This is a genomic window from Enterococcus sp. DIV0170 (genome assembly GCF_051710765.1).
Taxonomy (GTDB): domain Bacteria; phylum Bacillota; class Bacilli; order Lactobacillales; family Enterococcaceae; genus Enterococcus_A; species Enterococcus_A raffinosus.
The window spans coordinates 1-12562 of the sequence record NZ_JBIOLG010000002.1 but is presented as its reverse complement, the minus strand read 5'-3'; the positions used below and the strand labels follow the sequence as shown (position 1 = coordinate 12562).

12 protein-coding genes are annotated in these 12562 nt (G+C 37.8%); 1 reads left to right on the top strand and 11 read right to left on the bottom strand.

What is annotated here, in order from left to right; all coding sequences use genetic code 11:
* Positions 1-387 precede the first annotated feature (387 nt).
* Positions 388-912: a hypothetical protein gene (locus IGI50_RS15660; protein ID WP_438777613.1), complete on the bottom strand. Its 525-nt coding sequence runs from the start codon at positions 910-912 to the stop codon at positions 388-390.
* Positions 913-942: 30 nt separating this feature from the next.
* On the bottom strand, positions 943-2388 hold the full coding sequence (locus IGI50_RS15655) for a nicotinate phosphoribosyltransferase (RefSeq protein ID WP_438777612.1): 1446 nt from the start codon (positions 2386-2388) through the stop codon (positions 943-945).
* Positions 2389-2720: 332 nt separating this feature from the next.
* Here IGI50_RS15655 and IGI50_RS15650 point away from each other — a divergent pair, with 332 nt between their 5' ends.
* Positions 2721-3476, top strand: a complete 756-nt coding sequence (locus IGI50_RS15650; protein WP_438777611.1) for a lysostaphin resistance A-like protein — start codon at positions 2721-2723, stop codon at positions 3474-3476.
* Positions 3477-3962: 486 nt separating this feature from the next.
* On the opposite strand, the gene IGI50_RS15645 is transcribed toward IGI50_RS15650, so the two are convergent.
* The 9 genes from IGI50_RS15645 to IGI50_RS15605 form a co-directional block, all read right to left on the bottom strand.
* Positions 3963-6170 (bottom strand): Cna B-type domain-containing protein, encoded by a 2208-nt coding sequence (locus IGI50_RS15645; RefSeq protein ID WP_438777610.1) that lies wholly within the window; start codon positions 6168-6170, stop codon positions 3963-3965.
* A 649-nt stretch (positions 6171-6819) separates the two neighbouring features.
* On the bottom strand, positions 6820-7224 hold the full coding sequence (gene arsC, locus IGI50_RS15640) for an arsenate reductase (thioredoxin) (RefSeq protein ID WP_438777609.1): 405 nt from the start codon (positions 7222-7224) through the stop codon (positions 6820-6822).
* A 75-nt stretch (positions 7225-7299) separates the two neighbouring features.
* The gene (gene arsA / locus IGI50_RS15635) at positions 7300-9024 is read right to left on the bottom strand and encodes an arsenical pump-driving ATPase (protein ID WP_438777608.1); all 1725 of its coding nucleotides are present in this window, start codon (positions 9022-9024) and stop codon (positions 7300-7302) included.
* A gap of 35 nt (positions 9025-9059) precedes the next feature.
* Positions 9060-9437, bottom strand: a complete 378-nt coding sequence (gene arsD, locus IGI50_RS15630; RefSeq protein WP_438778427.1) for an arsenite efflux transporter metallochaperone ArsD — start codon at positions 9435-9437, stop codon at positions 9060-9062.
* Positions 9415-9762 (bottom strand): ArsR/SmtB family transcription factor, encoded by a 348-nt coding sequence (locus tag IGI50_RS15625; protein ID WP_028020806.1) that lies wholly within the window; start codon positions 9760-9762, stop codon positions 9415-9417. The genes arsD and IGI50_RS15625 overlap by 23 nt, the downstream gene beginning before the upstream one ends.
* 173 nt (positions 9763-9935) lie before the next feature.
* Entirely contained in the window at positions 9936-10901 is a 966-nt protein-coding gene (locus IGI50_RS15620) for an alpha/beta fold hydrolase (protein ID WP_438777607.1), read from the bottom strand.
* Positions 10902-11081: 180 nt separating this feature from the next.
* Positions 11082-11600: a YjbQ family protein gene (locus IGI50_RS15615; RefSeq protein WP_010744056.1), complete on the bottom strand. Its 519-nt coding sequence runs from the start codon at positions 11598-11600 to the stop codon at positions 11082-11084.
* A 4-nt stretch (positions 11601-11604) separates the two neighbouring features.
* Entirely contained in the window at positions 11605-12300 is a 696-nt protein-coding gene (locus IGI50_RS15610; protein ID WP_438777606.1) for a triose-phosphate isomerase, read from the bottom strand.
* Between the two features lie 18 nt (positions 12301-12318).
* Positions 12319-12562: class II fructose-bisphosphate aldolase (locus IGI50_RS15605; RefSeq protein ID WP_438777605.1), on the bottom strand; the 244-nt coding region annotated here is incomplete at its 5' end.

Below are 12562 nucleotides of genomic sequence, written 5' to 3'. Positions count from 1 at the left end.
CATTAAAATTTATTTAGCTACCATTTATTTTATAGTAATTGTACTTGGAAAACTACCTAATTTATTAACGGCGTCTTCAGTCGTAAACGAGTGAAGACAGAAATTGCTTCACCGCCATGGGTGACTCTTAATGGCTTCATTAGTAAATTGTAGAATTATTGGGTACACAAAATAGTTTGACGAGAAAGCAACTTTTGTTCCATCCTCGTTGATTCTTCTTCCCAGTCTGTTCTTGTTTTTCTTATAAACAGTGTCGATTTTTTTGAAAGATCTTCTTTGCTATCCCCCTTACTAATTAATAAATCCAGTGGAAATAGTTTAGATATCCTTCACAAAAGGTGCTTCTTAACTATCATAAAAAGAATATCTCTTTTGAAAAAAAGTATTTCAAATGTTAATTTTTTTCATGACTATGTGAATCACTCTATCTGTTGCAAATGCAATCAATATTCCGATGATTGTGGAAAGCCCATAATAGGGAACTTTTGAAATACTACCTGCTGCAAAAACCGTTGTGACAGCTGCGAATATCATCGGTATTACATTGAATTTTGATTCCCTAAAGATGGCTAAATGTGCAAAAATAACTACAAAAGTAATTAGAAACTCACTGACAATAACAGTAGGGAGATTCGGAAGAATTCCTGATAAAACTGACTTAATACTAAAAAATAGTATGGCATAAACATAGCCAATCAAGAAGCTGCATAAATAATTAATAATTTTTCCTTCACCGGTCTCACCCGTACCTAAAGCCATTGTTAGCAAAAAACCTAAATATACACACCAGAGATTTTCAGAAAATACCTCACCTAAAATGAAATATATAGCCGCTATCACGGCGAAAGCTACCCCTCTGGTTGTAGCTATTACATGGGCATGTTTATATGATAAATTTTTGTTTTGTTTCATAGAAGTTCTCCTTTACCTTACTGTATCCAGCTATTTTTGTGAAAGTAATAATTCTTTATTAGTATAAAGTTTTTCAGAGATCAACACTGGTATCTTTTGAGAATTCGTTAAACGACGATTTTCAAAATTTAAAGTTTTTAATTCCTTTTGACAAAATTCCCTTATTTCCCATACAGAGGGTGATATATAGCTCTTTTCCCCTTTACAAAAAATTTCTATAAGTTGTTCTTTTATATTGAAATCTTTGAAGGAAAGCTCGATCTTCTCATTGTTGTTTAGAGGATTAACAGCCACTATATCCCTATCCTCTCGAAAATACTCATTCTCCAAACAAATTAAATCGGCACATATTAATCCATTTTTTTTATCATAGATACGAAATATTTTTTTATTACCTGGATAGGTAGCCTTCTCTAGATCTTCTGAAATCTTAATTTTGGGAGAAAAAATTTCTCCAGATTCCTGTATAGCTGATAGCTTGTAAACACCGCCAAAAGAGGAACAACCTTTCGACGTAATCAAACTTGTCCCCACGGCCCAATGTGTGATCTCCGCCCCCTGAGATTTCAAAGATGTAATTGAAAACTCATCTAAATCACTACTTCCAATAATACTTGCATCTGAAAAACCAGCACGATCAAACATATCTCTAGCCTCTTTTGATAAGTAAGTCAGATCCCCTGAATCCAGCCTTACTCCATAGAAGTTTGGATGAATTCCCTTTTTCTTTAACGCATTAAACACGTGAATCGCATTAGGAATCCCACTTTTTAATGTATCGTAAGTATCAGAAATAAGAGTAAAATTCTTCGAATAAACATCAGTAAACTTTTGAAAGGCACTTAACTCGTCTGAAAAACGCATAACCCATGAATGTGCATTTGTTCCCTTTACAGGGACATCGAATAGCTTGCCTGCTAGCACATTAGATGTTCCGCTGCATCCTCCAATTATCGCTGCTCTAGCTCCATAGACACTTGCATCTTGTCCTTGAGCGCGTCGAGCACCAAACTCCATCACTTCATCTCCTTGAGCTGCAAAACATACTCTAGACGCCTTTGTAGCAATTAAGCTTTGAAAGTTTACAATATTAAGCAAGGCTGTTTCAATAAGTTGGGCTTCAATGATAGGTCCTATAACTTTTACGATTGGTTCCTGTGGAAAAATAATACTTCCTTCAGGAACAGACCATATTGATCCTGTAAATTTAAAATTACTTAAATAGTCAAGGAAATCCGTTTCAAAAATCCCGAGAGAATTAAGATAAAGAATATCTTCTTTTGAGAAATGAAGGTTATTGATGTATTGGATTACTTGGTCTAAACCAGCTATAATTGCGTAACTACCATTATATGGATTCTTTCTATAGAACATATCAAAAACAGCAATTTTGTTTTTATCACCATTTTTAAAATAGCCTTGCATCATAGTCAATTCGTATAGATCAGTTAAAAGAGCCATATTTTTTCCCAGCATAATGTTAATCCCACCTGTATACTTGTTTTTTTAAAATAGCATCCTTGTATGTAACACCATACCGAAGATGCTGTCAAGACATGTATTGGAAAGATGCGTATAAACATATTTGAGAAAGACTTACTGAACTATTAAAAATAAGAAAATACAGTTTCTTATTTTATTGGAGTAGTTTCCTACTTTTGTACAAATTGACAAAAGTTAATTGATACAAAAGATGATCCCCTTAATAAGAATGATCACTGTGAAAATAAAATACCAGTCGTTATCAATGACAATTCTAATTTTATATGATACTTTTTTCATTATGTTAAATTAGAAGGAGCTTTATTATGAATGACTTATTTTTTTTAGAACGCAAAGAGACTACGGAAGAACTACCCTTAAGTGACAACACCGTTTCAAATCGAAGATTGATTGGACTTTTTTTATTGACGGCTGGAATTTTTTCCCTTTATTTATTGGTTGGAATAGGAAAAATTCACTTATTTAATTCTGAGTCTTTATTGACAAAACTGCTAGTACCTAATGTATTGATTTTTTTGTTTTTACTTAGCTATTGGCTTTGCACCACTTATTCACCTTTTAAATTATTTAAAATTCCACGATGGGCTGATTTAAAGATAGGCCTATTAATATTTTTATCACAAGTAGTTTATTCATTAACCATGTCATCGGTTCTTGCTGCTTTGAATTTGACTACTGAAAATCGGGCCGCACTCGAATATGCTAAACTACCCCATACACCAAAAGTATTCTCCATACTTGCCTTAGATAATTTCAGTAATTTAATGATCGAAGAAATAATAAGTATCTTCTTCTTCTTAACAATAAATGCTATTCTTTTTAGATATTTGAAAAGATCAACTGCTATAGGCTTAGCTTGGATATTATCTGGCGTCCTATTTAGTCTTCTACACTTTGATGCATACAATTGGCATCTTGCGCAAATGTTCTTAATCATTGGCGTCGAAAGATTGTTTATGACTGGCGTCTATATTCGAACAAGAAATTTATGGATTTCATTTATGCTACATTACATTTTCGATATGATAATATTTTTATCAGTAATGCTTGTTCAGCACTAAAGAACAATTGTAAACAATTGCTTAAAATTTGAAAACCAAAAATGACGAGGATGCCTGATTCTGATACCACGCTATGATTTTCTCATTGAGGGACAGTCGATGCTCCCCCAATGAATGTGTTCAATGTTGACCCCGAAGATCTTTTTGGAAAAATCATCCATTCAGATAGAATTCATGCTTTGGCTGCAAGAGAATTCTTTATGCTTCGTAGATAAAGAGTTAGGGAAACAAGTGTAGTTGTTTCACCTGTTTCCCTTTTATCATAACTCATAGGTTACATAACATAAGGGATGACCGAATCCTTCTTCTTCAAAATTCTTGACACAAAAATCCCTATAAAGTAGTTTTGGAATTTTTTTCCTTTTCTACTTCATAGGGAATCCTTCATAACAGGAACGCTTTTTTTTATTCTACTGATAAGCTTTTACACAGACTTAAACATCGATGAACAAAATAAGGAAGGGATGTTTCTTCATTTTAGCTAATTTATTCCTTTGCTTTCTTTCTCAAATATAGGCCTCCGCCTATGCTCGCTACTAAAAGTCCACCCACTATGGTGAGCCACCAACCTTTTTCTTCACCAGTTCTTGGTAACCCATAACTAGTAAAAGAAGTTGTTGTGTCCTGCGTTTTTTCCGAGTTATTTTTTTCGGCTTTCTTTTTAAGTGTATTCGTAATCAACAGGTTCCCAGTCTTTTCTCCAGCTATTGATGCTGTATAGCCAGCCGGAATAGCTACCTCTTTAATCGTATATTGAATTGGGTTTCCAAACGGATCATTCAAGTCGAGATTATCCCAAGTAAACGTCCAATTCATTTTTTCGCTCAATTGCACTGGTTCCCCTTGCTTTTGACCATTCGCGTATAACTGAATCATGATATTCTCTGGGCGAAGATGGGTTTGATCGTTATTATCTTCCCAATGTTTCGTAACCGTGCGACTTGTTTTTCCGTCTTGATACGTATTCGTAATATCGAAACCTTTTATTTGGGTTGTATAGTGTGCCACACTATCCTCTGTTACTGTATAAATAATTTCACGATCCTTGTTAAATTTTGGTAACTCTTTAAACTCATAACACCAATTGTCGGCTTCACTTACTTTCTTTGAATCAACTTGTAGGCCGTCTGCCAATAGATTTACTGTTATCGTTTCTGGTCTTTTTCCCGCTTGATTATTGTTGTCTTCCCATTTTTTTACTCCAGAAACGTTTATCGTAGGCGTTTCTTTTTTATTTATGATTGTTTTTAAAACGGATCGATCACTTCCAAAATCATCAGGAGAAATCTTAATTTCATCACTTGATAAAACATATCCAGGAGGAGCTTGGGTTTCTTTCAGGGTATAACTATCCTTCAATAACTGATGGATGAGTCCGTGACCGTTCTCATCTGTCTCAATAGTTCCCACAACTACTCCTGTTCTATCTCGAGTAATCTCAAATACCGCTCCTGCTAATCGTTCATTTGTTTCATTTGTTTTATGGATCTCAATTGTGTAGTTGTACCCATCTGCTTCACCACTACCTGATTGATAAGTTCGAGTTACCTCGACATCGTTTATAACGACTTGATTATCAGTCATACGAGCATAGTTTGTAAATTTTTCACCCTCAATAGGTTCGTGGTCCGATTTTGTTTTATAAGATATTTGGTACTCTTTATTTCCTATATCTCCTAAATGAATCGAAAATCCCTTCTCACTAAACTCAATAGTGTATTGGTCCGTAACATTTTCTTCTTCTTCAAAAATCCAAATATGATTACTATTTAATTCCCAATTGCCTACTTTAATGGAAAATGTGTCTTTCATATAAGACAATCCATCGGTTTTTAAAATATCCTCTATCGTTACATCCGAGTAAGTATTTCCAGATGGATTTACTCGTAATTCATTGTATATTTCTGTGCCTTCAGCATTTGTAAACCAAGAAAATTTCGAAAATTTTTCATTTTCATCATCTCCTTGATTCTCAAAATGAATGTCCCCGGCAAATATCTGTTCACCCTCAACATCAATATATATAGGAACATCCGTTTTATTCTCTACTGTGCTGGTATCAATTTTACTAATAAAATGCAATTTCCCAGAAATATTGGAGTGTTCTTCGACAAAAGACGTATAGGTCAATGTAACTGTATTATTGCTAGCATTTGTGTTTGCAACAGCTATTATATCTCCAGAGGCATTAGTCACATTGAATGTGATATTGCTTTCTAACATGAATTCTGATGACAATGTGATTGTACTTGTGTCACCGTTACTCACTTCATTATTCGGCAATGAAAAAGCAATGTTCACCCGAATCTCCGTATATTGAGTGACTTCAGTCAGTGGATTGCCTGCCGAATCGGTTAAAGAAATACTATCTACGATATTAGCAACTGCCTTCCGAGATGAGGGGCCTCGTGGTTGATTAGTAGTTGAATTGGATTGCTGTCTTCGATCTATTTTCTCACTTGTTGAAGTAGCTTGTTCTTGAGAGTTTGAAGAAACAACTTCCTTCTCCTTTTGAGTTGAGACCGATAAAGCATCTTCATTAATCTTGTTGACTACTGATTCAGAGTCATTGTAGAGCGTTTGCTGTGTGCTTTGGCTTGAGTCAGTTGTTTCTGCCAACGCAATGAACGAGACTGTCAAAAATGAACTGATCATGATGACGAGACTCAAATATAAAGATACTCTTTTTTTCATTTTTATTCCCTCTTTCTTTGCTCCTTATTTCATTAAACTATTTTGATTATATATATATTATTTTTATAGTTCAAGGAATTATTTGTAATCTTCAAAGATTAAGTTCCTACAAAACTATCCAGTTACAGATAATTTTTACATCCATAAAGTTAATTTTCCTTCTAAAAATTAACTGTTCCTTCTGCTCTCCTTAAATAGCTATGCTAGCAACAATTAACCCGAACTATTTTCATCGCAGGCATTTGATTTTATTGCTTCGTCTCCATTGTTCTTTTTAGGCTTCTTTTTTTCACACGTATTAAAAGTTTTTTTATCTACGAAACTTTCTTTATCCTTTAACATTAAAAATTCAAAATTCGATAAACCAATTGCTATTCTTTTCTTTCGAGAGGTCCTTTTACAAGACTAAAAATTCTTTTGAACTACTCGCAAAGCAGGTGGATTTCAAACAAAAAACACTGACGGTAAACAACCATCAGTGCTCCACAACCAAGTTTATTCGCCCATAATCGTTAAATTGCAGGTTCCTGTCGTTCGCGATTTTGATCCTAATCGACAAAATAGATGTAGCCGATTAAGAATTCACCATCTTAACTTTTTATTCCTCAGACAAGCCTCTATTGAAAACGAGCGTATGGCGTCGCTTAGTTTAACCCATACTAATAATCTTTCCTCTAATTAGATCCCTCGTTCTCCTAAATTCAGATAGAATTTCTTCTTCAGAACCGGTGGCTTGCGCTGGGTCTTTCAAGTCCCAGTGCTCATGGGCAGCATCCTTAGGAATGGTCGGGCATTTATCCTTTGCATCTCCGCAAAGGGTGACGATCAAGTCTGCCTTTGCAAAATAATCCATATCTATCAAATCAGATGTCTGATTAGAAATATCAATTCCATCTTCAGCCATTACCTTTACGGATCTAGGGTTTAAGCCGTGGGTTTCAAGCCCTGCACTTCTGATCTCAACATCTGATTTCGGCAAAAGTTTGCGCGCATACCCTTCCGCTATCTGACTACGGCAAGAATTACCCGTACACAAGAAATAAATTTTTTTCATTACTGCTTTCCTCCATTTAATTACTCGTCATCAAGAAACCTATATATAGACAAACATCTATGTATAGATTAAAAATTATACCCTTGATGGGCTAAAGTTTGGTTGCCATTCTTCAACAGCGAATTTTCCTTTTGAAAGATCTGAAACTTTTTCGATCCATTCCAATTCATTGAAGGAACGGGCTTTCAAAATAGCATTTTGCGTATTCGTTGCAAGCATGCTTTGGTTCACTAGCCACCAGGTATGGGCAATTTTGGCACGCTCCAAATCTTCATCCAACCTCATTGATTCATAGACAGGCGTTGTTTCTGGTAAGGTGACCATCAATACTTCCGTTTCTTCTTCGTTCTGAAGTCGCGGTAATAGTTTTTGAATGGCAATGGGAACTTCTCCAGAACTCCTTTCAACTTCTTTCGCATAGCTTTGAGTAGAGTCTAGTAAAAGTAAGGTATGTCCTGTTGGCGCTGTGTCAATTACAACCACTTCATTTTCCGCTTTGTCTACAATTTCCGCAAATGCTCGGAATACTGCAATTTCCTGTGTACAAGGAGAGCGTAGATCTTCTTCAACGTAGGCAACATCATCTGCTTTCATTGTCTCACGAGCTTTGGTAAGCACTTCTTCTTTATAGGCTTCTAGTTCCTTTTCCTCATCAATGTGACTAATTGAGATAGGTAAATCCTTTGATAAAAATAGATTCAGATGATCTGCTGGATCTGTCGTAGCTAAATGAACATTCTTGCCTAATTGCGCAAACTTCTCAGCAATTTTGATGGCAATAGTGGTCTTGCCTACTCCGCCTTTCCCCATGGTAAAAATGATTTTTTTATTTGTACGAATAAACGCGTCGACAATTGCATCCAAATTACGGAACTCAGCATGTTCTTGCTCCTCTTCCACAATAGCAGGCTGCTGATCCTTTAATAGCAATTGGAGCTTCTCTATTCCTGTGACATTATATGGTCTAAGGGGGATGTAGTAGCTTTCGAATTTAGTCAACGTGTCTGGCATAGTACTCAAGTCATCCTGCTGCTCTTTATAAATTTCTTGGGAAATAGCGTCGTCATGAGATTCTAACAAGCCATTAATCACTAACTTTTGATTTTTAATACCTAATTTCAGCAATTCTTCTGATGCACGTGCTGCTTCAATCAAAGGAGCAGATTGCGGACGAGCAACTAAGATCAAGGTCGTTTGGGCAGCATCGCTCAAGGTTTCTACAGCTTTTTCATACATGTCCTTTTTATCACCTAACCCGGATAACTGGCCTAAGCAGGAAACACCTGTCGTGTTTTCATCAAGGAAATTATTCCATGCAGAAGGCAATTGGAGCATTCTTAATGTATGACCAGTCGGTGCCGTATCAAAAATGACATAATCGAACTGGTCTGCGACTTCTCCATCAGTCAAAAAGTTAGCAAATTCGTTAAACGCTGCGATCTCCACGGTGCAAGAGCCCGAAAGCTGTTCTTCCATATTTATTAAAGCGCTATCAGGAAGAATTCCACGATAGGGACTAACAACACTTTCCTTATACTCTTCAGCAGCAGTTATTGGATCAAAGTTCGCTACCTTCAAATGATCGATCCCTTCAATCGCTGTCGGTTTATTGGTTAATGTGGTTTGAAAAACATCCTGCAGGTTTGAAGCCGGATCGGTACTAACCAACATGACCTGATTGCCTTCTTGCGCCAATGAAGTCGCTGTGGCACAGGCCGTCGTTGTTTTTCCGACACCGCCTTTTCCAGTGTAAAACAGATATTTAGTTAATCCCAATTTTTGGGGAATGTATTGGCGCATGCCATCTCCTCCTTCGTTTGTTTTGGAGAAGGCCATTAGCAACAGCCTTCATTTCCGCTGTTTCCACCACAGCACCCGCCTGTATTGTTTGCTGGTTGAGTCACAAAATGCACATCTCCGTATTTTCCAAATTCTTCTAAGCTAGGATATGAGCCTTCTTTGACAATTTCTCCATCTAGCAGGGTTACAGGCAAAATATCATTCCCTTTTTCTTGAAGTAATTTCAATATTGTAGGGTTGTTCACAAACGCGTCCGGATCACTGGTTAAATTATGACGTGACACGTCGATTGAATCCAACCCTTCAAATGTTTCAAACACTGAAGTGACCATCAACAACTCCTCATCCACAGAGGGGCCGCAAATCCCTGTTGAACAGCACATTGCTGGTTCAAATAGTTCCAATTTTTTCATCATTTTTCTCTCCTTTACAATCACAGTTTATTTTTTTACAAATGCAATCCTCTTTCGCTGAAAATAATTGCATCATTGAACCCATAAATTGGTCAACAAAACGATCCGTCAGTTGATAATGGTGCCATGTTCCCTCTTTAGTCACGAGGACAACACCAGCTTTTTCTAACACTTTCATATGATGCGATAGGGTTGGTTGAGTAAAATCAAAATGATCCAAGATATCGCAAGCGCATAAACTGCCACAAGACAAAAGATCAACGATTTTAAGCCGTTTCGGATCAGCAAGCGCCTTTAGCGTTTTAGACATTTCATCATAATTCATTGGTGTTTCCTCCTTACATAGATGATCATCTATGTTTATAATATAGACGGTCATCTATGTATTGTCAATCGTTTCTGTCCTGCTGTTTTTACTTTAGACATACCCGAGCTCTCCTCATGCTGTCTCCTTTTGCATGATAAATCTTCAATCTCTGCTATCAGTTCAATGGCACGCTAAAGAGGATCCGCTAACGTGATCCGATTTTGTAAAACGTCTTCCTGCAAAATTTTGCACATTTTCTCTGCTTCTTCAAAACAAGGACTGTGAGCGGAATGATTAAAGGTATAGAAACCAACCATTGGTGATTTAAGCTTCTGAGCGTATTTTTGGACAAGGGCGTAGGAGACTTGGTAATCAAAACGGCCATGGAGAATATAGACTGGAATCGCTAATTCAGGTACCTCTTTGGCTAGATCAATGGTCATGATCTCATCCCATAAACAGGTTAACGCAAAGGAGTTGCCCCGCATAAATTGAACCTTTTCCCTCAATGTGTACCCTTTGAACCGCATTAGCATGCTGCCAATTTTCATACTTGATCGGCAATTGCGCATGAAACCAACTCCCAGCTTCATCATCCCTGCGCTCCTTGCAGAAATGTACGCAGTAGACACTTCACCCCCCTGATCAACGGGAAACTTTTCGAGCTTTTTGATCATTTTTTGGTTCTTATTTTTCCGAAATTCCTTCAGCATATACGTATACGCTAGCCGTTCTGATTCTAGCTGATTCGCCATCTGACCGATCCCAATATAAGCATGAAATAAGTCTGGCCTTCTTTGAGCGGTCATCGTGCCAAGCAAGGTTCCCCAAGAATGCCCAATTAGATAAATTTTTTCCTTTGCGAAGCGTTTCTGCAAATAGTCCGTTACCACAAGTGTATCGGCAATCATCTGCTCAATCGTCATTTTTTCTTTTGGCGTATTTTTTTGGTAAGAGAGTCCACCACCTCGCTGCTCCCACCAGCAAACGGTAAATAATTCTTCTAGTCCTGTCGGATGGTCCTGAGTGAAGGCAATCTCCGGTGATCCGGGACCTCCGTGCAAGAACAGTAAGACCGGATTTTCTATCTGTTTACTTTGTAAAAACATTCCTTGCTGAGTCCCATTGACCTCAATAAAAATCTTTTCATCCAACATTGCCTTTCCATTTTCCCCATTTCTTTCATGATTCCTCTGTCACAGACACTTTTTCTTTTAATCATTAGTATACGTGTATTCGTGGCGGTCTACAATGTTGCTTGAACAATCACCTAATAACGTAACGAGTACAAAAAAAAACACTGACAGCAATTAACCATCAGTGCTCCTCAATAAGACTCATTCCCCCATAATCATTAAATTACAGGTCCGTGTCCGTTCGCGGTTTTGATCCCAATCAACAAAATACATATAGCCGACCGAACCGATTAATGGTTCGCCATCTTTGATGATCACTGTTTCGCTGGCGCCAAATAGAGATCCTTTGATGTGGGCATCGGCGTTTAAAATAGAGACTGGGTCTGGCAAGTAATTTGGGTCTTTTGCGGCCAAGTCCTTTAAGAATTCCACGTGGGCTGGTCCGGGATATAAGTAGTCCGATTCTGTGTATTGTCTTGGGACTAATTTGTCTAAGATTCGATTTTGATCGACTTGCAGGAATTCGTCGCCTTTCCAGTCTTTATCGTGTACATATTCTTCGAAAATCACTGAACAGGTCGTATGCGGAGTGGTAATCGCACAAAAACCATCTTTGATTCCTGATTGTTTGATGGCTTTTCTTAGCTGCAGCGTGATATCTAAATACGTGACTTTCCCTGCTTGAGTGTCAAGGGATAGTTGTTCATGTTTTACTGTCATTTTTTTAACCTCTTTCTTTATAGGCTTTTACTAAGGCTTCCACCATATCCGTCAGCATCTCTGCTGGGGAATCGGCATTGGTAATGCCACTGGTACAGCCTGTTCCATCGGCGCCTAACTCAATCGTACGATAGACATCCTCCGCTTTACTGATTCCTGCTGCCTGCATCACTAAAATCGTGTCATCGATTTCTTTAATCGCTTGATTTGTTTGTTCAATATAGCTGCTGTCGCTGGTTTTTCCTGTACCAATCAGCTCTGTTGGTTCGCATAAAATGACCTCTGCCCCCATAACAGCTACAGCTTTTGCCTCGGAGATTGAATCTGCGCAGACGATGGTTTGAATGCCTAGCTCTTTTGCTCGTTTGATTGATTGCGCTAATGCAGCAACGGTCATCGGACGTTCGGCATGATTTAAGAAGACCGCCCGTGCTCCTGCATGATAGATGGACTCAGGCAGGACATGCCCGATGCCTCGCCCAGGATAAATCCCGTCCATATGCTGCGCCGTAACGATGATATTCTCAGTCGCGTTCTTCACAGCCGCAATATCTGTGAAAGGAACCGTTACCAAAACGGAGCATTCGGGATGCTTCACCGCTAGTACATCGGCATGCTTGGCTAATGCTACTAATTCCTCACCGTAGAGATAAGATTTTGGATTGAAAACGAAAAATGGGGTCTTAATTTTGTGGGTCATTTCTTTTCACCTCTTTTTTTATTTTGCGTTTTTTGTCGCGAAAACTTTGTAGCAGGACTCTAGTGTCTCCGCCATCGCTTCGTTCGAAAGCCATTTCATTTCTAAATAATCTTTTGGCTTACTATCCATGTTCTTTTTATAGGCCGCGTTAAGGAAATCGGTAAAAATATTGATCTTCGCAATACCGTTTAAGGCGCAGCGATTCAAATTCGTATTGCCGGATGAAGAGCCGCCATGCAGCACCAATGGTACATCTGTTATC

Bases quoted from the DNA above. Each gene is read 5' to 3' on its own strand.
- arsA (WP_438777608.1), bottom strand. From the start codon at position 9,024: ATGCGCCAATACATTCCCCAAAAATTGGGATTAACTAAATATCTGTTT.
- IGI50_RS15620 (WP_438777607.1), bottom strand. From the start codon at position 10,901: ATGTTGGATGAAAAGATTTTTATTGAGGTCAATGGGACTCAGCAAGGA.
- IGI50_RS15615 (WP_010744056.1), bottom strand. From the start codon at position 11,600: ATGACAGTAAAACATGAACAACTATCCCTTGACACTCAAGCAGGGAAA.
- IGI50_RS15650 (WP_438777611.1), top strand. From the start codon at position 2,721: ATGAATGACTTATTTTTTTTAGAACGCAAAGAGACTACGGAAGAACTA.
- IGI50_RS15610 (WP_438777606.1), bottom strand. From the start codon at position 12,300: ATGACCCACAAAATTAAGACCCCATTTTTCGTTTTCAATCCAAAATCT.
- IGI50_RS15625 (WP_028020806.1), bottom strand. From the start codon at position 9,762: ATGAATTATGATGAAATGTCTAAAACGCTAAAGGCGCTTGCTGATCCG.
- arsC (WP_438777609.1), bottom strand. From the start codon at position 7,224: ATGAAAAAAATTTATTTCTTGTGTACGGGTAATTCTTGCCGTAGTCAG.
- IGI50_RS15655 (WP_438777612.1), bottom strand. From the start codon at position 2,388: ATGCTGGGAAAAAATATGGCTCTTTTAACTGATCTATACGAATTGACT.
- arsD (WP_438778427.1), bottom strand. From the start codon at position 9,437: ATGAAAAAATTGGAACTATTTGAACCAGCAATGTGCTGTTCAACAGGG.
- IGI50_RS15660 (WP_438777613.1), bottom strand. From the start codon at position 912: ATGAAACAAAACAAAAATTTATCATATAAACATGCCCATGTAATAGCT.
- IGI50_RS15645 (WP_438777610.1), bottom strand. From the start codon at position 6,170: ATGAAAAAAAGAGTATCTTTATATTTGAGTCTCGTCATCATGATCAGT.